20 protein-coding genes are annotated in these 20,786 nt (G+C 71.5%); 14 read left to right on the forward strand and 6 right to left on the reverse strand.

The window, feature by feature from the left end:
- Positions 1–15 precede the first annotated feature (15 nt).
- Complete coding sequence (locus tag KCQ71_RS20235) at positions 16–3,264, forward strand: GH92 family glycosyl hydrolase (protein WP_223409344.1); 3,249 nt, start codon at positions 16–18, stop codon at positions 3,262–3,264.
- A gap of 85 nt (positions 3,265–3,349) precedes the next feature.
- Here KCQ71_RS20235 and KCQ71_RS20240 read toward each other — a convergent pair whose 3' ends face one another.
- Positions 3,350–4,516: a Gfo/Idh/MocA family protein gene (locus tag KCQ71_RS20240; RefSeq protein ID WP_223409346.1), complete on the reverse strand. Its 1,167-nt coding sequence runs from the start codon at positions 4,514–4,516 to the stop codon at positions 3,350–3,352.
- 171 nt (positions 4,517–4,687) lie between these two features.
- On the opposite strand from KCQ71_RS20240, the gene KCQ71_RS20245 reads away from it, so the two are divergent.
- Positions 4,688–5,284 carry a YbjQ family protein gene (locus KCQ71_RS20245; protein ID WP_223409348.1) on the forward strand — a complete coding sequence of 199 codons (597 nt, stop codon included), beginning with the start codon at positions 4,688–4,690 and terminating at the stop codon, positions 5,282–5,284.
- A gap of 22 nt (positions 5,285–5,306) precedes the next feature.
- Here the strand turns inward: KCQ71_RS20245 and KCQ71_RS20250 are convergent, their stop codons facing one another.
- Both KCQ71_RS20250 and KCQ71_RS20255 read right to left on the reverse strand, forming a co-directional pair.
- Positions 5,307–6,566: an arginine deiminase gene (locus KCQ71_RS20250; RefSeq protein ID WP_223409349.1), complete on the reverse strand. Its 1,260-nt coding sequence runs from the start codon at positions 6,564–6,566 to the stop codon at positions 5,307–5,309.
- A 25-nt stretch (positions 6,567–6,591) separates the two neighbouring features.
- Positions 6,592–7,095, reverse strand: a complete 504-nt coding sequence (locus tag KCQ71_RS20255; RefSeq protein ID WP_223409351.1) for a PaaI family thioesterase — start codon at positions 7,093–7,095, stop codon at positions 6,592–6,594.
- Between the two features lie 110 nt (positions 7,096–7,205).
- Between KCQ71_RS20255 and KCQ71_RS20260 the strand changes: the two genes are divergently transcribed.
- From KCQ71_RS20260 to KCQ71_RS20290, 7 genes are all read left to right on the forward strand, one after another.
- Positions 7,206–7,763, forward strand: a complete 558-nt coding sequence (locus KCQ71_RS20260) for a DUF4287 domain-containing protein (RefSeq protein WP_223409353.1) — start codon at positions 7,206–7,208, stop codon at positions 7,761–7,763.
- A 58-nt stretch (positions 7,764–7,821) separates the two neighbouring features.
- Entirely contained in the window at positions 7,822–8,373 is a 552-nt protein-coding gene (gene idi / locus KCQ71_RS20265; RefSeq protein ID WP_223409357.1) for an isopentenyl-diphosphate Delta-isomerase, read from the forward strand.
- 276 nt (positions 8,374–8,649) lie between these two features.
- On the forward strand, positions 8,650–9,615 hold the full coding sequence (gene mvk, locus KCQ71_RS20270; protein ID WP_223409360.1) for a mevalonate kinase: 966 nt from the start codon (positions 8,650–8,652) through the stop codon (positions 9,613–9,615).
- Positions 9,612–10,586: a diphosphomevalonate decarboxylase gene (gene mvaD / locus KCQ71_RS20275; protein WP_223409363.1), complete on the forward strand. Its 975-nt coding sequence runs from the start codon at positions 9,612–9,614 to the stop codon at positions 10,584–10,586. Before mvk ends, mvaD begins: the two co-directional genes overlap by 4 nt.
- Complete coding sequence (locus KCQ71_RS20280) at positions 10,583–11,683, forward strand: phosphomevalonate kinase (protein ID WP_223409366.1); 1,101 nt, start codon at positions 10,583–10,585, stop codon at positions 11,681–11,683. The genes mvaD and KCQ71_RS20280 overlap by 4 nt, the downstream gene beginning before the upstream one ends.
- A gap of 14 nt (positions 11,684–11,697) precedes the next feature.
- Positions 11,698–12,768 (forward strand): hydroxymethylglutaryl-coenzyme A reductase family protein, encoded by a 1,071-nt coding sequence (locus KCQ71_RS20285; RefSeq protein ID WP_223409369.1) that lies wholly within the window; start codon positions 11,698–11,700, stop codon positions 12,766–12,768.
- Between the two features lie 21 nt (positions 12,769–12,789).
- Positions 12,790–13,944, forward strand: a complete 1,155-nt coding sequence (locus KCQ71_RS20290; protein ID WP_223409720.1) for a hydroxymethylglutaryl-CoA synthase — start codon at positions 12,790–12,792, stop codon at positions 13,942–13,944.
- Here the strand turns inward: KCQ71_RS20290 and KCQ71_RS20295 are convergent.
- The gene (locus KCQ71_RS20295) at positions 13,926–14,591 is read right to left on the reverse strand and encodes a TetR/AcrR family transcriptional regulator (RefSeq protein ID WP_223409372.1); all 666 of its coding nucleotides are present in this window, start codon (positions 14,589–14,591) and stop codon (positions 13,926–13,928) included. The two genes, KCQ71_RS20290 and KCQ71_RS20295, sit on opposite strands and share 19 nt — an antisense overlap.
- 69 nt (positions 14,592–14,660) lie before the next feature.
- On the opposite strand from KCQ71_RS20295, the gene KCQ71_RS20300 reads away from it, so the two are divergent.
- Entirely contained in the window at positions 14,661–15,458 is a 798-nt protein-coding gene (locus KCQ71_RS20300; RefSeq protein ID WP_223409376.1) for a CPBP family intramembrane glutamic endopeptidase, read from the forward strand.
- 98 nt (positions 15,459–15,556) lie between these two features.
- Here KCQ71_RS20300 and KCQ71_RS20305 read toward each other — a convergent pair whose 3' ends face one another.
- A complete protein-coding gene (locus tag KCQ71_RS20305; RefSeq protein WP_223409379.1) occupies positions 15,557–16,156 on the reverse strand; it encodes a TetR family transcriptional regulator in 600 nt (199 codons plus the stop codon).
- A 134-nt stretch (positions 16,157–16,290) separates the two neighbouring features.
- Between KCQ71_RS20305 and KCQ71_RS20310 the strand changes: the two genes are divergently transcribed.
- From KCQ71_RS20310 to glsA, 3 genes are all read left to right on the forward strand, one after another.
- Positions 16,291–16,773, forward strand: coding sequence for a hypothetical protein (locus KCQ71_RS20310; RefSeq protein WP_223409382.1), 483 nt, complete (start codon positions 16,291–16,293; stop codon positions 16,771–16,773).
- Positions 16,770–17,321, forward strand: coding sequence for a nitroreductase/quinone reductase family protein (locus KCQ71_RS20315; protein WP_223409385.1), 552 nt, complete (start codon positions 16,770–16,772; stop codon positions 17,319–17,321). Before KCQ71_RS20310 ends, KCQ71_RS20315 begins: the two co-directional genes overlap by 4 nt.
- A 553-nt stretch (positions 17,322–17,874) precedes the next feature.
- On the forward strand, positions 17,875–18,888 hold the full coding sequence (gene glsA, locus KCQ71_RS20320) for a glutaminase A (RefSeq protein WP_223409723.1): 1,014 nt from the start codon (positions 17,875–17,877) through the stop codon (positions 18,886–18,888).
- Between the two features lie 31 nt (positions 18,889–18,919).
- Here glsA and KCQ71_RS20325 read toward each other — a convergent pair whose 3' ends face one another.
- Positions 18,920–19,792: an alpha/beta hydrolase gene (locus KCQ71_RS20325; protein ID WP_223409388.1), complete on the reverse strand. Its 873-nt coding sequence runs from the start codon at positions 19,790–19,792 to the stop codon at positions 18,920–18,922.
- A gap of 124 nt (positions 19,793–19,916) precedes the next feature.
- Between KCQ71_RS20325 and KCQ71_RS20330 the strand changes: the two genes are divergently transcribed.
- A complete protein-coding gene (locus KCQ71_RS20330) occupies positions 19,917–20,510 on the forward strand; it encodes a TetR/AcrR family transcriptional regulator (RefSeq protein ID WP_223409391.1) in 594 nt (197 codons plus the stop codon).
- Positions 20,511–20,786 lie beyond the last annotated feature (276 nt).

Here is a 20,786-nt window from a genome sequence, read left to right on the forward strand (position 1 = left end):
TCCGAGGAGCCACCCATGCCAGACACGTCCTTCCGCACGTCCTTCGAGATCGGCGATCCGCTCCCGACCGCTGCGGCGCCCCTCGGCTGGTCCATCGACGTGGCGGGTGGCCCCGCCCACGTGCCCGCGGGCCCGCCGAACGTAGGCCTGACCGGTCGGCGCTCGCTGCGGGTCCGTTCCGGCGCGCCCGGGCGCGTCGTGCTCCTGGACGGGCTGGACGTGCCGGTGAGCTCCGGCACCGACCTGAGTTACGCCGTCGTCCCAGTGCTCGACCCGGAGCACACCTACCGGGCCACCTGGACGGCCCTGGACTGCCGCTTCGACGACGGCACCTGGCTCTCCGATCTCGAGGCGGTCGACCAGTACGGCGCACCCGCCACGGCTTCGGGGCAGGGTGGCGCGAGGTTCCTCGTGCCGGATCACTGGAACCTGGTCCGGATCGGACTCGACATCGCGGCCGGCCGGCGCATCGATGCCGTCGCCGTCGTCGTCGCCGGGCCGCCCGACGTCGGACCCGGCCCGGCCGAGGTCTGGTTCGACGACGTGTCCGTCGGCCCGCGCCCGGCCCCGAGCACACCGACCGGGCTCGCCGACCTGGTCGATACCCGCCGTGGCACTCACTCGTCCGGTGCCTACTCCCGCGGCAACACCGTGCCCGCGGCGGCGCTGCCGAACGGCTTCGGGTTCCTGGTGCCGCTCACGGACGCCACCTCGCACCGGTGGATGTACTCGTGGGCCGCACACAACGGCGAGGACAACCTCCCACGCCTGGAGGCCGTCGGGCTCTCCCACATCCCCAGCCCGTGGATGGGCGACCGCAACCAGCTCGCGATCCAGCTGGCCGGCGACGGCGGCGACACCCCGGACGCCTCCCTGCCCGGGCGCGGCCTTGCCTTCGACCACGCCACCGAGGAGGCGCACCCGCACCGGTACGGCGTCGCGCTCGAGCGTGGCCACCGGGTGGACATGACACCGACCGACCACGGCGGCGTGATCCGTCTGACCTTCCCGCCGGGTGCGAGCACGGGGCACGTGCTCGTCGACGCCGTCAGCACCGAGGGCGCGGGCCCGGACGGACCCTGCGACGTCCGGATCGACGGCGATGGCCGGCTGGTCGGCTGGGTGGACCACGGGAGCGCTCTCTCGGTGGGGCGCAGCCGGATGTTCGTGGTCGGCCGGCTCGACCGCCCGGTGCTGCGGCACGGCGCTGCGGACGGCGACCGCCGGCACGCCCGCTACGCCACCGTGGACCTCGGCACCGGGTCCAGCGTTGAGGTGCGGTTGGCCACGTCGTTCGTCAGCACCGCGCAGGCGTGGCACACCTACGACCTCGAACTGGCCGGCCGGACCTTCGAGCAGGTCGAGGACGCGGCCCGCGAGGCGTGGCAGGAGCGACTTCGCGTGCTGGAGGTCGCCGACGCCAGCGCGGAGGAGACGGCCACCCTGTACGGCAACCTCTACCGGCTCAACCTCTACCCGTCCTCGCAATGGGAGAACGCCGGCACCGCCGACGCACCGGAACCCATCCACGCCTCGCCCGTCCTCGAAGCCGGACCCTCCACCGCGGATCGCACCGGCGCACCGGTCCGCCCCGGTGAGATCTACGTCAACCACGGCTTCTGGGACACCTACCGCACCTGCTGGCCGGCGTACGCGCTGCTCTACCCACACCTGGCCGGGCGGCTGGCCGACGGGTTCGTGCAGCAGTACCGGGAGGGCGGCTGGATCGCCCGCTGGTCCTCCCCCGGGTACGCCGACCTCATGACCGGCACGTCCTCCGACGTCGCGTTCGCCGACCTGTTCCTGCGGGGCGTGGCCCTCCCGGACCCGGCCGGCACGTATGCCGCGGGCCTGCGGAACGCGACGGCGGCGCCGGGCCCGGACGGGGCCGGCCGGAAGGCGCTCGCGCACGCCACCTACCGGGGCTGGGTGCCGGACGAGGTGGCCGAGTCAGTGTCGTGGAGCCTGGAGGGGTACATCAACGACGCGGCCCTCGCCGCCATGGCCCGCGGACTCGCGGCGGACGCCGAGGGCGCCGAACGCCGTCGGCTCCTCGACGAGGCCGCCTACCTCGACCAGCGCGCGTCCGGGTACCTGCACCTGTACGACGCGGAGACCGGCTTCTTCCGCGGCCGCGGCCGCGGTGGTGCGTTCGCCGCGGACTTCGACCCGGATTCCTGGGGCGGTGACTACACCGAGTCCAACGCCTGGAACTTCGCCTTCCACGTGCCGCACGACGGCGCCGCGCTGGCCCGGCTGCACGGCGGACCCGACGGCCTGGAGCAACTCCTGGAACGGTTCTTCGCGCGGCCGGAACGGGCCGACCGGCCCGGGACCTACACCTCGATCATCCACGAGATGGTCGAGGCCCGGGACGTCCGGATGGGACAGCTCGGGATGTCCAACCAGGTCTCGCACCACATCCCCTACACCTGGCTCGCGGCCGGCCGGCCGGACCGCGCCCAGGAGACGGTGCGCACGATCCTTGCGCGCCTGTGGACCGGCAACACGATCGGTCAGGGCTACCTCGGCGACGAGGACAACGGTGAGATGTCCGCCTGGTGGCTGCTCTCGGCGCTCGGCCTGTATCCGTTGGAGATCGGGTCCTCACGCTGGGCGGTCGGCTCGCCCCTGTTCCCACGGGCGGTGGTTCACCGCCCGGGCGGAGACCTCGTGGTCGAGGCTCCCGGCAACTCCGCCACCACCCCGTACGTCCACGGCGTCACGGTCGGCGGGCGGGCACTGGCCGCCCCGGTGGTCGAGCACGCCGACCTCGAGGGCACGGCGACGCTGCGCTTCGAGGTCTCGGACGAGCCCGGGGCGTGGGGCCGCGACGCGGCACGGACCTTCCCTGGCGAGCGGCCCCGCCCGTGGTGCGACGTGAGTGGCGGCGGTCGCTGGCAGGCCGCGGGCAGGCGGGCCGGCCCGGACCTCACCGCACTGGCCGATGACGACCACGCCGACGCCGTCGACCTCCCGCCCGGCGCGCTGGAGTGGCGTCCCGGTGAGCACGCGAGCGCCGGCGACCTGGTCGCCTATACGCTCACGAGCGCCCTCGACGGCCGCGACGCCCCGTCCGCGTGGCGGGTCGAGGTCCTCCTCGGCGATGCGTGGACCGTCGTCGACGAGCGGTCGTCCGAACGGTTTCCCTGGCCGGGCCAGTTGCGCCCGTTCGCCCTCGCCGAGCCGATCCCGGTGGGGCCGCTCCGGCTCGTCCTGCTCGAGGCAGGCGTGCTCGCCGAGATCGAGCTGCTCATCCGGTAGGCGCTCGCCCGGTCACCGGCGTTGGAAACAGCACTCGCCCCCGACCGGGCACGGTGCCGATCGGGGGCGAGGGTGTGGCTCAGGGTCAGGCGCGCTCGGGGAACTTGCCCTCGGCGCGGATCCGCTTGTTCAGCTCCTCGAGGTAGCGGTCCTCGTCGAGGTCGAGGGGGACCTCCTGCCCCATCCAGCTGGACAGGTGGATCGCGTTCGCGAGGCGGACCCCGTTGATGCCGTCGGAGCCCGGCGCGAGGAGCGGGGTGCCGTCGAGGATGTTCGCGGCGAAGTTCTCCAGGACCCCGGAGTGCTGGGCGCCCCAGGGGCGGGTGTACTCGATCGTCTCGGTCGTGTACAGCGCCGCCGTGTCCTGCTTGCCCATGAACAGCTGCTTGACCTCTTCCATCGACATGGAGTCGCTGATCTCGCGCTCGTCCCGGACCAGGCGGTGCACGGTGGCGGTCTTGGAGTCGTCGACGATGATCTTGCCCTTGTCGCCGAGGATCTCGAACCGATCGGTGCCGATGATGTCGTGGGTGGCGGTGACGAGCACGCCGGTGGCGCCGTCGCCGTAGTCGAGCACCACGGTCACCTCGTCCTCGACGGCGATGTTGCGCCGGAAGCCGTACGCCACCTTCGCGAAGACCGACTGGGGCACACCGCAGATCCACTGCAACAGGTCGAGCTGGTGGGGCACCTGGTTGACCAGGACGCCCCCGCCCTCGCCACCCCAGGTGGCGCGCCAGGCGCTCTGGTCGTAGTAGCCCTGCGGACGCCACCAGGTGGTGATCAGCCAGTTCGTGCGGCGGATCTTGCCGATCTCGCCGGACTCGACGATCTCCTTGATGCGCTGGTAGAGCGGGTTGTTGCGCTGGTTGAACATGATCCCGAAGGTCAGCTCGGGCTTGGTCGCGGCGAACTCGTTGAGTTCCTTGACCTGCTTGGTGTAGACCCCAGCGGGCTTCTCCACGAGCGCGTGGATGCCACGGGACAGGGCGGCGATGCCCATCTCCGGGTGCAGGAAGTGCGGCACGGTGGTGACGACGGCGTCGACGTCGCCGCTCTCCAGCATCTCGAGGTAGTCCTCATAGACCGGCACACCCGCGTAGGTGCTCTGGGCGAACTCGCGCTTGGCCGGGTCGCGGTCGGTGATCGCCCCGATCACCATGTTGGGCACCAGGCCCTCGTCGATCATCTTGGCGTACATGCCGCCCTGGGTCCCGAGCCCGATGATGCCAAGTCTGACCTTGTCTGCCACGTTGGAGTCTCCTGAAGTCGTTCGAGTGGGTGCATCGCTGCCGTTGCCTTGAGGCTAGGCGGGGCCACCCCCGGCGCCTACCTGTTGCCGCCTGTTGCCACTGTGGGCCGACAGCCCCGGCGCACGGTCTGCCCGTGCCGCATCCCGGGGATAGGTGCCAAGATGTGCCCCATGATCGTTGTGACCACGAATGAGATCCCCGGCTACCGCATCGACGCCGTCATGGGGGAGGTGATGGGTCTGACCGTCCGCTCCGCGAACATCGGGCAGAACTTCGTCGCATCCTTCCGCTCGATCGGCGGAGGGGAGGTCACCGAGTACACCCGCCTCGTCTACGAGAGCCGCCAGGAGGTCATGAACCGGATGACCGTCGAGGCCCAGCGGCGCGGCGCGAACGCCGTGATCGGCATGCGGTTCGACACCGGCGACATCGCGCAGGCGTTCAGCGAGGTCTGCGCCTACGGCACCGCCGTGTACGCCACCCCGATCGGCGAGGACGAGCCGGGGCACACCAAGCAGTCGGTCGAGCAGGCCAAGAACCCGGCCAACGTGGCGCCGGCGCCGGCGCCGAACCCCGGCCAGCCGCAGGCCGCCGGGTACGGCGGCGCGTCCGGGCAGCCCCAGGGTGGCTACGGTCAGCAGCCCGGGCAGCCCGGTGGCTACGGTCAGCAGCCCGGCGGTTACGGTCAGCAGCCCGGCCAGCAGGGCCCGCCGCCGGCCGGTGGCTACCAGCAGCCGCCCGCGGGTGGGTACCAGCCGGGCTACTGAGCGGCCCGACCGGCTCGAGTACCTAGAAGTCGACGGGGTCGCGGGCGATCGGGCAGGTCATGCAATGCCCGCCGCCGCGGCCCCGGCCCAGTTCGGCCCCGACGATCTCGACCACCTCGATGCCTGCGTCCCGCAGCAGCGCGTTCGTCAGCGTGTTCCGGTCGTAGGTGATCACCACGCCGGGCTCGAGAGCGACGGCGTTGTTGCCGCTGTCCCACTGCTGACGCTCGGAGGCATAGGAGTCCCCGCCGGTCTCGATGACCCGCATCCCGGACAGCCCGAGGGCATCGGTGACCACCTTGACGAACGTGCCCTCCCCCTCGTCGATGACGTCGAGTCCCCCGGGCGCGTCGCTCGGCAGCAGGGTGAACGTGTGCACCCCGTCCATGATCCGCGGGTAGAGCGTCACCACGTCCCGGTCGGCGAACGTGAACACGGTGTCCAGGTGCATGGCCGCGCGCAGCTTCGGCAGGCCGGCCACCACCACACGCTCGGCGGCACCCTGCGCGAACAGGTTCGCCGCGACCTGGGTGATGGCCTGTCGGGACGTGCGCTCGCTCATCCCCATGAGCACCACCCCGTTGCCGACCGGCATGATGTCACCGCCCTCGAACGTGGCCTGACCCCAGTCCGCCTCCGGGTCGCCCCACCACACCTGTGCGCCCGCGAACGAGGGGTGGAACTCGTAGATCGCCTTCATCAGTAGCGTCTCGCCGCGCCGGGCCGGCCAGAACAACGGGTTCATGGTGAGCCCGCCGTACAGCCAGCACGTGGTGTCACGGGTGTAGAGGGTGTTCGGCAGCGGCGGCATCAGGAACTCCTGCGCGCCTCGGGACTCGCGGGCCATCGTCAGTGCCGCGGACCGGAACTGCGCCGGAAGATCCCCGGTCGCGAGGCCGCCGATGAGGTATTCCGCAAGCGTGGCCGCGTCGAGCGTGTCCAGGTAGGCGCGGGTGTCGACGATGACCCCGAGGCCCACCTCGTTCGGCACGATCTTGCGGTCGAGGAGCCAGGCGCGCGCTGCCGGGATCGCCATGGTCTCGGCCAGGAGGTCATGGAGCTCCAGCACATGCACGCCCCGGTCGACCATCTGCGCGACGAAGTCGGCGTGGTCACGCTGGGCGTTCTCCACCCACATCACATCGTCGAAGAGCAGGGCGGCGCTGTTGCTGGGCGTGAGCCGCTGGTGGGCGAGACCGGGCCGGCAGACCAGCACGGTCCGCAACCGGCCGACCTCCGAATGCACTCCGTGGACGATGTCCGGGGCCGTTGCGGTGGGCATGCCCGAGCCTCTCACGCCCCCTCCATCAGGGCGCGATGATCAGGCAGGAGCTCGAGGCGGTGGCGAGGACCCGACCCTGGGCGTCGCGCAGATCCGCCTCCGCGAAGGCGGCCCGGCGACCGGGCTTGGTGACCCAGCCATGCACCGTCACCGGCCCGGTCTCGGCCGAGATCGGACGCAGCAGCGAGATCTTGATCTCCAGGGTCGTGTACCCGACGCCGGCGGGCAGCGTCGAGTGGACCGCGCAACCACAGGCCGAGTCCAGCAGGGTCGCGGCGAACCCTGCGTGGACGGATCCGATCGGGTTGTAGTGGGAGTCGTCCGGGATGCCGGTGAGCACCACGTCGCCCTCGGACACGGAGACGAAGTCCATGCCCACGTGTGCGGCGATCGGGGGCGCCGGGACGGTGCCGTCGATCACCGCCTGCAACTGCTCCAGCCCGGTTCGTTCGAACGAGCCGGCCACATGGGGCAGCGGGTCCCGGTAGTGCAGCGTCCTGGTCCGGTCGGCATCGGCCTCGGCGGTCATCGGTCCACTCCTTCGTCGCTACCGGATCGCCGGCCCACGTCGATTGCCCGGCCGGCCTCGCCACCGTACCGTCGGAGCCAGCGATCACAGCCGACCTGGGAGCCATGGACATGAGCGAGGACTGGGTAGCACAGCCCGTACACGACGACGATCTCGTCCGCGCGAACACCGGACGCGGCTGGCAGGAGTGGGTCCGCCTCCTCGATGCCGGTCCCGGCCGCGATGCCGGCCACACCGAACAGGCCCGCTGGGTGCGCGAGGAGCACGGCGTCGACGGCTGGTGGGCACAGAGCGTCGTCGTCGGCTACGAACGGATCGTCGGGATCCGGCTGCCCGGCCAGCGGGCGGACGGCAGCTTCACGGTGTCGCGGTCGCGCATCCTCGATGCCGACGCGGACAGCTGGCGGGCCCGGCTGCTCGACGACGGCGCCCGAGCCGCGCTCTTCGCGCCGCTGTCCACGACGCTGCGCTCGAAGCCGGACGCGCGAAGTCTGCGCTTCGACCTGGCCGACGGCACTGACCCGCTCGGAATCGTCGCTGTCGCGCTCGACCCGCTCGCGGAGCGCGTCCGGCTGACCCTCACGCACGAGAAGCTGCCCGACGCCGATGCGGCCGAGCGGTGGAAGGACCGGTGGGCCGAGTGGGTCGCGGGCCTCGGGACCGAGTAGTGCCGATCGCCGCTTAGGCTGGACCGTTGGAGCAGCACCCGAGGAGAGGCGGTCACAGATGCCGGGTGGCGAAGAGATCCTGGTCGAGACGGTCGACGAGCACGGGCGGGCCACCGGCGTCGCCGAGAAGCTCGAGGCCCACCGCGAACCCGGCGTCCTGCACCGGGCGTTCTCGCTGTTCGCGTTCGACGGCGCGGGGCGACTCCTGCTGCAGCGTCGCGCCGCCGGCAAGTACCACTCCCCGCTGATGCTCACCAACAGCGCCTGCGGTCACCCGTTCCCGGGCGAGGCCCCGGTCACGGCGGTCGCTCGCCGCGCCGCCGAGGAGCTGGGCACGCCGGTGACCGGCCTGACCGAGCTCGGCATCGTGCAGTACCACGTGCATGACGGCGCGACCGGCCTGTACGAGCGTGAGTACAACCACGTCTTCGCGGGCCGGGTGGACGCGGGGGCCGTGGCCCAGGATCCCGAGGAGATCGCCGAGGTCGTGTACGTCACCGGACCGGAGTTGGCCGCGCTGCGCGCGGCGGAGCCGTTCACGGCCTGGTTCGACGACGTCTGGGGCGTGGCTCGGCCGCACCTGACCGAGTGGGGCTTCCGAACCGGTTGAACCTGCACCGGTCACCGCCGCTGCCCGCCGGGCCTGCGCGAGACCGCCACGACTCCCCCACGACACCTCCGCCACACCTACCGCGCCACGGCCCGCACGCGCATTCCGCGGCCGGCCGAGTCACTAGGATGTAGCCCGTTCCGCCCCGCGGTGATCGGTGCCGCGGGCGGCCAGCCCGAGATGTCGACCTACTCACGAAAGCCCCGCGATGCCACGAAACCGTCCCGCCCGGTGCCCCCGGGTCGAGGCCTCGTGATGGTGGCGTCGACTCCGCTCGTGGGCGCAGGCCGAGACGGCGATGTCGACGGCGTCGGGCCGGTCGCGACGGGCACGGCCCACGCCAAGGCGATCCTGATCGGGGAGCACGCCGTCGTCTACGGGCACCCGGCCATCGCCCTGCCCCTCATCCCGTTGCGCACCACAGCGAGGCTGCGCACGGTGCCCGGCCCGCTCAGCGCCCGGCACGGGGACCAGCGGGTCCGCGTGGAGGACCTGCCCGAGGCGTTCGCGCCGGTCGGCGTCGCCGTCACGGCCGCGCTGGCCCACTTCGGACTGCCCGGCGACGACCTCGAGATCGAACTGGACAGCGACATCCCACCGGGTGCCGGCCTGGGCGCCAGCGCCGCGTCCGCGCACGCCATCGTCGAGGCCGTGCGGGTGCACGCCGGTCAGGACCTCGACGAGGAGGCCCGGTTCGAACTCGTGCAGACCGCCGAGCGGGTGGCCCACGGCAACCCCAGCGGACTGGACGCCCGGGCCACCCGGGCTCGCACACCGGTGGCGTTCACCGGCGGTGTCACCTCCGACGTCGACCTCGGCGGCTCGTTCTCGTTCGCGGTCGCCGACACCGGTGTCCGCTCCCCGACCCGGGACGCCGTGGCGGGGGTCCGCAGGTTCGTCGAAGCCGAGCCCGACCGTGGCAGCGAGCTCCTCGAGCGGCTCGCCGCGCTGACCCGGGCAGCGGGTCGGGATCTGGGCGCGGGCCACATCGAGGACCTCGGCGCACACCTCGACGCCGCCCAGGAGGCGCTCGACGCCCTGGGCGTCGGCCACCCCGCCATCGACCGACTCCTCGCGGCGGCCCGGGCGGCCGGCGCGGCCGGTGCCAAGCTCACCGGCGCCGGGCGCGGCGGCTGCGTGATCGCGGTCGCGGACTCCCCCGAGCGTGCCGCCGAGATCGTGACGGCGATGCGCGATGTCGGCGCGGTCGGTGGCTGGGTCGTCACGGCGGGTGGCCGGTGAGCGTCACCGCCGTCGCGCACCCCAACATCGCGCTGATCAAGTACTGGGGCAAGGCCGACGAGCGGCTCTCGCTGCCGGCCACCGGCAGCCTCTCGCTCACCCTCGACATCGCTCCGACCCGCACGACCGTGACGCTGGACCCCAGCGCGGACCAGCACGTCGCGTCCTGGAGCGGCGAGCCGATGACCGGGAGCGAACTGGAGCGGGTGAGCGCGTTCCTGGACCTGGTCGCCGAACGGGCCGGCAGCCGGACCCGAGCCGTCGTCGAGACCGCCAACGAGATCCCCACCGGCGCGGGACTGGCCTCATCTGCCGCAGGCTTCGCCGCACTGGCGGCGGCCGCGAGCGCCGCCTACGGCCTCGCCCTCTCCCCCCGCGACCTGTCCCGGCTCGCCCGACGCGGATCCGGGTCGGCGGCCCGCTCGGTCTTCGGCGGGCTCGTCCAGTGGCACGCCGGCGACGACGAGGGATCGTTCGCGGAGCCGATCGACGCTCCCGGGCTCGATCTCGCACTCGTGGTGGCGGTCCTGGCACCCGGGCGCAAGGCGATCGGTAGCCGCGAAGCGATGCGGCGCACCGTGGCGACCTCCCCGTTCTTCGGCGCCTGGGTCGCGAGTGTGCCCGGCGAGCTGGACGCGATGCGCGCCGCGATCGCCCGGGCCGATCTCACCGCCGTCGGCGAGCTGACCGAAGCCAACGCGATGCGGATGCACGCGACCATGCTCGGCGCCGTCCCCCCGGTGCGGTACTGGAATGCGGATACGGTCGCGGCCCTCGACGTCGTGGCCCAGTGCCGGCGCGACGGCGTCGAGGCGTACGCGACCATCGACGCCGGACCGAACGTGAAGGTGCTCTGCCGACCGGAGGCGACCACCGCCGTCGCCGACCGGCTCCGGGCCGCGTTCGCCGACGTGGACCTGCTGGTCTCGGGATCCGGCCCGGGCGTGCGGATCGTCGGACCGGCCGCATGATCACCGCCCGCGCACCCGGAAAACTCTTCGTCGCCGGCGAGTACGCCGTCGTCGAACCCGGCGGGGACGCCGTCGTCGTGGCCGTCGACCGGCACGTCCGCGTGCAACTGGGTCCGGCGCGGGACCGCGGCACGGTCGACTCCGACCAGCCCGGCTGGTTGCCGCTGACCTGGTCGCGGGACGCCACCGGCGTGGTGGCCGACGACGGCCGGGGCCTCGACCACGTGCTCTCGGCCATCCGGACCGTCGAGGAGTTCGTGGCCGGCCTCGGTATCGACCCCCGCAACCACGCCCTGCGGATCTCCAGCGACCTCGACGATGCCGACGGCCGCAAGTACGGCCTCGGCTCCAGCGGGGCGGTCACGGTCGCCACGATCCGGGCACTCGACGAGTTCTACGGACTGCACCTGACACCCCTGGAGCAGTTCCGGCTGGCCCTGCTCGCGATCATCGAGGTGGCACCGACGTCATCCGGTGGCGACGTCGCGGCGAGCAGCTTCGGCGGCTGGATCTCCTACCGCTCCCCCGACCGTGCCGCACTGGCCGAGCTGCGTGCCCGCGACGGGGTACTCGCTGCGTTCCGGGCGCCCTGGCCGTCGCTGTCGGTCACCCCGCTGCCGTCCCCGGACGCGCTCGAGTTCGTGGTCGGCTGGACCGGCGCCGCGGCGTCGACGGCGCGGCTCGTCGATGACGTGCACGCTGCCGCAGGTGCGGGCCGGGCAGCGGGCACGGCGCTGCCGTACGAGGACTTCCTGACCGCGAGCCGCGCCCGCGTCGCGGACCTGACGGCAGGCCTTGCCGATGGTGACCCCGAGCGGGTCCTGGCGGCCGTGCGCGCGGCGCGGCGCCTGCTGGTCGGGCTCGGCACGGGCCTCGGCGTCGAGATCGAGACACCGGCGCTGACGCGGCTCTGCGACGAGGCCGAGGCCATCGGAGCCGCGGCGAAGTCCTCAGGTGCCGGCGGCGGCGACTGCGGCATCGTGCTGGCCCGCCGCGGCACCGACCTGACGCCGATGCTCAAGGGCTGGGAGCTGGCCGGCGTGCGCAGGCTCACGCTCGCCGTGGCCCCGCCGGAGCCGCTTGTGGGTGCGCGATGACAGAGAATGGGGCAATGAGCGAATCCGTGGCAGCCGTGCCCATGCGCTGGGTCGGTCCGATCCGCATCAGCGGGAACGTGCTGACCGGCGAGCAGGAGGTGCCGCTGGCCACGTACGAGACGCCGCTGTGGCCGTCGGTGGGCCGTGGCGCCCGGATCTCGCGGATGGTCGACGGCGGCATCGCCACGACGCTGGTCTCGGAGCGGATGAGCCGCTCCGTGTATTTCGAGACCGACGGCGCCGGTGTCTCCGTCCGCGCCCTCGCCGAGATCACCGACCGGTTCGCCGAGCTCCAGGACGTCGTGGCCGCGAGCAGCCGGTTCGCCCAGCTCATCGACCTCCACAGCGAGATCGCCGGTCGCCTGCTGTTCCTGCGTTTCGAGTTCCTCACCGGCGATGCCTCGGGACACAACATGGCCACGCTCGCGGCAGAACGGCTGATGTCCCACCTGATGGCAACGTGGCCGCAGCTGCGGTACGGCTCGATCTCCGGGAACTACTGCTCGGACAAGAAGGCGACCGCCGTCAACGGGATCCTCGGGCGCGGCAAGCACGTGGTGACCGAGGCGCTCATCCCGCGCGCCGTCGTCGAGAAGCGGTTGCGGTCCACCCCGGAGCAGATCGCCCGGCTGAACACGAACAAGAACCTGGTGGGCACGATCCTCGCCGGCGGGCTGCGCTCGGCCAACGCCCACTACGCGAACATGCTGCTGGGCTTCTACCTGGCCACCGGGCAGGACGCGGCGAACATCGTGGAAGGTTCGCAGGGCATCACCCAGGCCGAGGTCGACGGCGGCGACCTGTACTTCTCCTGCACGCTGCCGAACCTGATCGTCGGCACCGTGGGCAACGGCAAGGGTCTGCCCTTCGTCGAGGAGAACCTGCAGCGGCTCGGGTGCCGCGAGGAACGTGAACCGGGCGAGAACGCCCACCGCCTCGCCGCCCTGTGCGCGGCGTCGGTGTGGTGCGGCGAGCTCTCCCTGCTCGCGGCGCAGACCAATCCCGGCGAACTGATGGCCGCTCACGTGGCCATCGAGCGCTCCGCTGGCCACAATGCAGATCTGAACACCTCGAACCAGGAGTGAGACATTTCTTCCGCAATCGGCATCGATGACCTCGCCTTCGCCACAGGCTCCTTCCGCATCGACCTCGCGGTCCTGGCCGAGCGGCTCGGCGCCGATCCGGCGAAGTACTACCGCGGGCTCGGGCAATCCGAGATGAGCGTCGTGGCCGAGGACGAGGACGTCGTCACGCTGGGCGCCGCGGCGGCGCAGCAGATCCTCGCCCGCGGTGGCGCCGACGGAGTGCGCACCCTGATGTTCGCGACCGAGACCGGCATCGACCAGTCGAAGTCGGCGGGCGTCTACGTGCACCGGCTGCTCGGCCTCGGTCCGAACGTGCGCGTGGTGGAGCTGAAGCAGGCCTGCTACTCGGCGACGGCGGCGATGCAGTTCGCGGCGGCACTCGTCGCGCGGGACCCCAGCGAGAAGGTGCTCGTGATCGCGAGCGACATCGCGCGCTACGAGCTGGACACGGCCGCGGAACCGACGCAGGGCGCCGGAGCGGTGGCGTTCACGGTCACGGCGAACCCGGCGCTGCTCGAACTCGAGCCGGCGAACGGCGTCTACACCGAGGACGTCATGGACTTCTGGCGGCCGAACCACTCCACGACGGCGATCGTGGACGGCAAGACGTCGATCACCGCGTACCTGGACGCCGTCGCCGGGGCGTTCGACGACTACCTGACCCGCGGCGGCGCGCCCTTCCACGCCATCGACTGGTTCTGCTACCACCAGCCGTTCACGAAGATGGCCGTCAAGGCCCACCGCCACCTGGCCGACCGCGCCGGGTCCGCCTCCGACCCGGCCGCCGTCGCCGCCCGGATCGAGCCGACGACCGGCTACAACCGGCGGATCGGGAACAGCTACACGGCCTCGGTCTACCTGGCCCTGCTCGCGCTGCTGGACGGTGACGAGGACCTGGCCGGCAAGCGGGTTGCGATCGCCAGCTACGGCTCCGGAGCCGTCGCGGAGTTCCTCACCGGCACGGTGCCGGCGAACTACCGGACGGCGTTGCGCGCCGCCGAGAACGAGCGGCGGCTCGCCGACCGGGTGCCCGTGGACGACGCCACCTACCTGGCGCTGCAGCACGCCGCCCGCCGCCGGGATCCCTCGAACTATGAGACCGCCCGGCAGACCCCCGCGCCGTTCCGGTTCGGCGGCGTCCGCGACGACCAGCGGATCTACGAACCCACGGTCTGAGCCACCCCGGTGGCCTCGGCAGGTGGCAGCCCCATCCTGGTGATCGCAGACACGAGCAGGTCCAGCGCGGACCCATCGTCGTTCGTGGCCAGCATCTGCTGCGAACGCGGGTAGTCGGCGAGGTCCACCGTGGCCAGCGCCGTGGTGAAAGCCGCCGAGGCTGCGTTCGACGGTGACAGCAGCAATCGGCCGTGCAGCCACTCGGTCACCAGGGTGGTCAGGCCCGCGGCCCGGTTCGGCGGATGCCCGACGGCGTCGCTGAAGTACTCCAGGAACGCTTCGTTCAGCGCCAGGCTGTGCGGGCCTGCCACCCGCTGCGTGGCCAGCACCTGCACGTGGCCGGGCGCCGCCTCGGCCACCTCGAGCACGTGGCGCAGGAACCGGTGCAGGGCCTGCGCCGGTGGACGAACACCGAGCAGGCCGAGGTCGAGTCGGCCGAGGAAGTCGTCACCGAGGCGATTGCGCAGGTCCGCCATGTCCCCGAAGTACGTGTAGACGGCGGTCGGGGTGACACCCGCCTCGGAAGCGACCGCACGGAGGGTGAGGGCAGCGGCGCCGCCGGTGTCCAGCAGCCGCTCGGCCGCGCGCAGGATGTCCTCGGCGCTGATGTCCCCCCGCGGCCCCCGCCGGTGTCTCACTGTCGTCATCGGACCATGCTAGCGTTCCTATTTGTGCAGCGAACAAATTCCAACGAAGTACGCGCGGCGCGCGTCTTCGTGAGCATCGCCCTTGGCGCGATCACCGCGATCTGCGCCACCTTCCTCGCCGTCGGCGCCACCATCCCGGAGTGGTTCGTCGTCGTCGGTCGCTGGTTGCCGGCCCTCGTCTCGCTCGTGGTGCTGCGCCTGGTCGTGCTGCCCGGCGGGCTGGCCCGATGGTGGGCCCTGCGACCCGGAGGCTGGCGGCGGCTCCTCGGTGGCTGCGCAGTCGCGGTGGTCGCTCTGATCGCGGTCTACGCCCTGAGCGTGCTGCCGATCGTGGCCTTCGGACCAGCCGAACCTCAACCCGGTTCCGCTCTGGCGCAGGTGGCGATCCTGCTGATCCCGACGATCCTTGTGTTCTCCCTCAGCACGTTCGGCGAGGAGGTGGGTTGGCGTGGCTTCCTGCAACAGACCCTGGCCGAGTGGGGGTTCTGGCGCGCATCGGCCACGATCGCCGGTGTCTGGGTCGCCTTCCATGTGCCGCTGCACGGGGCCATGGCCATCCAGGGCACGATCGATTGGCTCATCGCCGCGACGTCGACCATCGGCCTGTTCCCGCTTGGCCTGTTCCTGAGTGCCGCGGTGCTGCGCTTCCGCAGCGTCTGGCCGGCGGTGTTCGCCCATGCCGTGCCGCTCTCCGCCCTGAACCTGATCTCCAACGTCGATGACCTGGGACCGGGCACGCTCTGGGCGCTGACCGCGATCACGGCCGTCCTCCTGACCGCCGCGGCCGCCCTGCTCGTGCGCGGCCGCACTCGGCCGGCAGAGACCGACTCGGAGAACGGGGTGTCCGCGGCGAACCTGCCGAGGTAGACCGTGTGCTCGCGGGCGGGATCGCGACGGCGTCGCCTGGCCCAGACGCGGCGGCTCGCAACGGAACCCCGGTCTCCGCCGGTGCTCTACGGCGGCTGTCAGTCGGTCACCCAGATCGCGCGTAGGGGCCGCATCCCCTCCTCGACGTACTCGGCGATCGGGCGCGTGCCGCCGTCGGTGAACCAGCGTTCCAGGGCGGCGAAGTACCCGAACGCGAGCGCGTTCGCGACCACGTGCGCCTGCGTCGGGCTCAGGCCTCGCTCCGGGGCCAAGAACGGTGCTATTCGTTTCGCCGCCCGATCGAGCGTGGCGAGGGCGGCCATCCGCACCGACGCCTCGCTGAAGAAGTAGCGGACCCGCCGCCTGGAGGTCGGCTCGGCTCCCGTTTCGGCCGGAGCGGTGGTGCCGTCCGACCCCGCCTCGTAGCTCAGCACCGAGCCGAGCAGGCTCCCGACCGGGTCGGCCGGATCGACCAACGTCGCAAGGTCCTCGTCGCTCAGGCCGTCGAAGTCATCGGCGACGAGAAGACCCTCCTTGGTGCCGAAGTACCGATATACCGACGAAGGCGAGACCTCCGCAGCCGCAGCGATCTGCTCGATGGTGACGGCATCGAACCCGCGCTCGTCGAAGAGATCGAGCGCGCGCTCGGTGATGGTGTGCATCGCGGCGCGGCGCCACTGTTCTCGGAGTCCCGGCATCCACCGATGCTAGCAGTTCGTGACAGTGACTTTCTCAATGGAGTTGACTCTCTCGGAATCGGAATGTCACAGTGGCTCTCGTTCAGACAGTCACTGTCTGAACAGTTTCGCAGCTGAGTCGAATGGAGAACCGAATGACCGCAACGACCACGTCTCTCGCAGGCCCCGGCCAGCGGGCTGCCCTGCCGGCCCTCTGGCTCGGGCTCCTATTCACGGCCGGGGTCGGCGCGTATGCGCTGCTCGACGGCTCGACGACACACGTGCTCGCCGACCACCTCCGGGCCACGTACCCCGCGTTCGGCGAGCAGGAGGTCCAGGCGGGCGTGACCACGTACGTGTCGATCCTGCTCGGGCTCACCGGCCTCGGCACCGTCGGCTGGCTCGCCACGATCTGGGCCGCGCGCAGCGGCAAGGGCTGGACCGTCTGGTTCGCGACGGCGCTGCTCGTCGCCGCCGTCGGGGTCGCTGCCGTGGGCCTGACCACGCTGGACACCTCGGGCGAGGTCGGCCTCGCACCGCTGATGGGTTGGCTCCTGATGCTGCCAACCGTGCCCGGACTGGTGGCCGTCGTGCTGCTCTGGACCCGGCGCCGCTCGGCATCGTCGAGCCCGAGGTGAGTGCCGTCCAGTCCCGGGTGAGCACCACCGCGTCCTGGCTGCGGGCCGCCGTGTCCGACTTCGGTCGGGCCGTGGCGGGCCGCGCCCGGGCGCTCAAGCGCGCGCTGTACCGGGGCGGCCACCCGATCGGCGTGATGCGCCTGTGGAACCGCCTCGACGCAGCGCTGTATTCCCGGGGCTGGGCGATCCCCCGACGGGCCGCGGTGCTTGAGGTCCCGGGGCGACGGTCGGGCCGTGTGCGCTCGGTTCCCGTCGCGATCGCCGACGTCGACGGCGCCGACTACCTCGTCTCGATGCTCGGCCCCGGTGCGAACTGGGTGCGCAATGTCGAGGCCGCCGACGGGCTGGCCACACTGCGTCGGCGAGGCCGCAACCTGCGCGTGCGGCTCACGCCCGTGCCGGTCGCCGAGCGGGCGCCGATCTTGCGGCGCTACCTCGCTGTCGCCCCGGGTGCCCGGCCACACCTGGTGGCGCGGCCCGGGGCACCTCTGACCGAGTTCGCCCGGATCGCGCCCGACCATCCGGTGTTCCGCGTCCACGAGATCTAGTCACAACCGGTGCCGCGTCGGGTCGCGGCACCCCGGCACCGCCCGCCCACCAGGCCCGCGGGAGCACGGCTCGGATCGTGGGCGTCGACGCCGAGAACTCGGCCTACCTACGCGGCTGGCTCTACGCCGTCGACGGCTTTGGCACCGGGATGCCAAGCCGGGTCGAAGGGATCGGCAGACCGGTGCTACCGGACTCGTTCGACCCGGACACCGTCGACCTCGTCGTCCGGGCGCCCGACGCCGCCAGCGTCGCGGGAGCCCGACGCCTGCGCGCGCTCGTCGGCAAGCCCGTGGGTGCCTCGAGTGGCGCGAGCCTGTCGGCGGCCCTGCGCCACGCGCGCCGGGCCACCGGTCCCGAGATCATCGTGACGTTCATCGCCGACGCCCATCCGCACTACTCGAGACCTGTCATGACGACGCCTGGTGCCGGAAGAAGGGTCTGGACCCGCAGGAGTTCGCCGGCTACTTCGAGCCCGCGGCCTAGGGGCTGCGTTCCGACGCTACGATCGTCATCCTGTCCCTTCTGTCCAGCGGGAGCCGCCTGGTGGAGACCCTGCACAATGACGAGGACGCCGCCCCGGCGGGCGTGCAGGATGCCGCGGTCTCCACGGGCTCACTGCCTGCGCCGGCCGACATACAGGGCCTTCTGGCCGAGGCCCACGAGCGGTACCGGGAGGACCGGCGGGGCGCCGTCGCGGACTACATCCCGGCACTCGCGGCCGCCGACCCCGACCTGTTCGGCCTGAGTCTGGGCGGGGTGGACGGAGCCGTCCACTCGGTGGGCGACGCGGCGGTCGAATTCTCGCTCCAGTCGATCTCCAAGGCGTTCCTGTTCGCGCTCGTCGATTCCGAACTCGGCCACGAGACGGTGCGGCGGGCGGTGGGCGTCAACAACACCGGTCTGCCGTTCGACTCGGTGATGGCGATCGAGCTCAATGCCGGCCGGCCCATGAACGCGATGGTGAACGCGGGCGCGATCGCGACGACCGGACTCGTCCCGGGTGGCACCGCCGACGAGCGGTGGGAGTTCATCATCGGCGGTCTGTCCTCGTTCGCGGGCCGGGACCTCGACGTCGATGCGGAGGTCTATCGCTCCGAGACCGCGAGCAACGGCCGGAACATATCGATCGCCGGCCTGTTGCGCTCGTACGGCACTCTGGCCGCGGACCCGCGTGAGACGGTCGACCTGTACACCCGGCAGTGCTCAGTGAACGTGACCGCCGAGGACCTGGCCATCATGGGTGCGACCCTGGCCCGTGGTGGCGTCAACCCTCGAACGGGTCAGCGGCTGGTCGAGCCGTCGGTGTGCCGCGATACCCTCGCCGCGCTCGCCGCGTCCGGCCTGTACGAGCGATCGGGCGACTGGCTCTATGAGATCGGCATGCCCGGCAAGAGCGGGGTGTCCGGCGGGTTGGTCACCATCTCACCCGGCAAGGGCGCCCTCGGCTCCTTCTCCCCACCGCTGGATCCCGCCGGCAACTCGGTGCGCGGTCAGCGTGCGGCCCACTTCCTCTCCAGCGCTCTGGGGCTGAACCTGTTCGCCTCCCGGCCACCGGCGGGGCGGTGACGCAAGCTCCGGGTGAGCCGTCGAGGCCGGCTCACCCGCGAAGCTCGCTGAGGCTCTCGTTCGCGACTGCGGCCAGGACGGCGTCGAGGGTGCGGTCGGCACTGAGGATGCGACTGTGGCCGAACCCTTCTGTCTCGATCAGCCGAACCTGACCGTCACGATGTGACGCGATTTGCCTGACCTCCTCGATGTCCGCCCAGCCGTCCGCGCGATCGTGGACGTAGGTGAGTTGCAGGTCGGGAGACAGATCGAGAACGGTGGTGTCGAAACGGTCGTAGACGTCGGGGGCCGCATGACGCAGGCGGTGCGCGTACCACTCCTCGTGCAGCGCCCGAGCTCGCTCGCCGAGTCCGAGCGTTCTGGCGAATGCCTCGTTGAGGTACCGGAACCGAGTGACCGCCGCGATGGCGACTAGGTGTCTGGTGACGTCGCTCTCGGTGGCTGCGGTGAGCGCCGCAAGCGAGCCGACCGAATGTCCCACGACCGCATGGAACGGGGCGGGCTCACGCGCCGCGAGGGCCGTGACGATGGCGTGGTAGTCACCGATGTTGGTGCCCCGGCCCGGTGATTCTCCGCATCCAGGGGCGTCGAAGGAGACGACTCGGAATCCCTCGAAGCGCAGGTCCCTGACGAGTGCGGCGAACTGGGAGGCGCGTCCTCGCAATCCGTGCACGAGGAGCACCGTCCGCTCCCCCTTGCCCCATTCGTACGTGACCACCCGTCGGTTGCCCACGCGGATGATCGCCCGTCGCGCCTCCTCATGTGTGGCACGTTCGTATTCGCGGACGCGGCGGCGCGCACCCACCCGGATGAAGAACGGGTAGGTCACCGCCGCCGCGAGCCAGGGCGACATCCGGTCGAGGGCGTGCACCGGTCGCCACGCGGGAAGACCTGAAGCAGACATAGGGATCTCCAAACAGTACGGACGGTCGTTCTGATAGATATGTGGACGACTGTACTGTTATTCTCGGGAGATGCCAATAGTCATCGACGGGCGCCGTGCGCGAGGGGATCGATCACGCAACGCCGTGCTCTCTGTGGCGACGCAGCTCGCAAGCACGGACGGGCTGACCGGTGTCTCCATCGCACGACTCGCGGTAGAGACCTCCTCGAGCAAGAGCGGCGTGGCTGCCTTGTTCGGCTCGAAGGAGAATCTGCAGGTCGCGATCGTCGGCGAGGCCAAGCGCGTCTTCACCGACGTCGTCGTCCAGCCGGCCCGCACCGAAGCCCCTGGCCTCGATCGGCTGTGCGCGCTCGTGCGGACCTGGATCGGCTACTCGTCGGGCCGCACGTTTCGTGGCGGGTGCTTCTTCCTCGCCGCGTCGGCAGAGTTCGCTGCGCACCCTGGCGCCGTGCGCGACGCCATCACCGAGGCGATGGACCTCTGGCGCTCGTACCTGGAACACCAGATCGCGCTGTCGATCGCGGACGGGGCGCTTCCCCTGCTGGACGACGCCACTCAGCTCGGATTCGAGCTCGAGGCACTGTTGTCCCATGCCAACGCCGAGTCGACCCTGCACGAGCGCAGCGAACCGTACCGGCGCGCGGAACGCGCCATCGTCGAGCGCCTCCAGGCCCTCGGCGCGGACCCGCGTGTGCTGGACCGCGTTCGCGCACCCTGACGGAACGCGATGGTGTGGCCGGTACGCGCGTCACCCGGAGACGTCCGGAACGAGGTGAGTCCGGACACGAAGCCGCCCGCCCTCGGACGGGGCAGCGCTTCGACGTAGTGCACGGAGCGACCAGTGGGAGCGTTCGCGGTCCGGGCGTTCGGTCCCTTGGCCGTTGATCAACCCGATAGCGACATCCGGCACGGAGTGCGACCGGGGAGCACCCGTCATGTGGAGTCCCCACGCTCGATGCCGACGTCCACGGCAGCCCATTCAGAGTCGGCTCTC

The organism is Occultella gossypii (assembly GCF_019947135.1).
Lineage (GTDB): Bacteria > Actinomycetota > Actinomycetes > Actinomycetales > Beutenbergiaceae > Occultella > Occultella gossypii.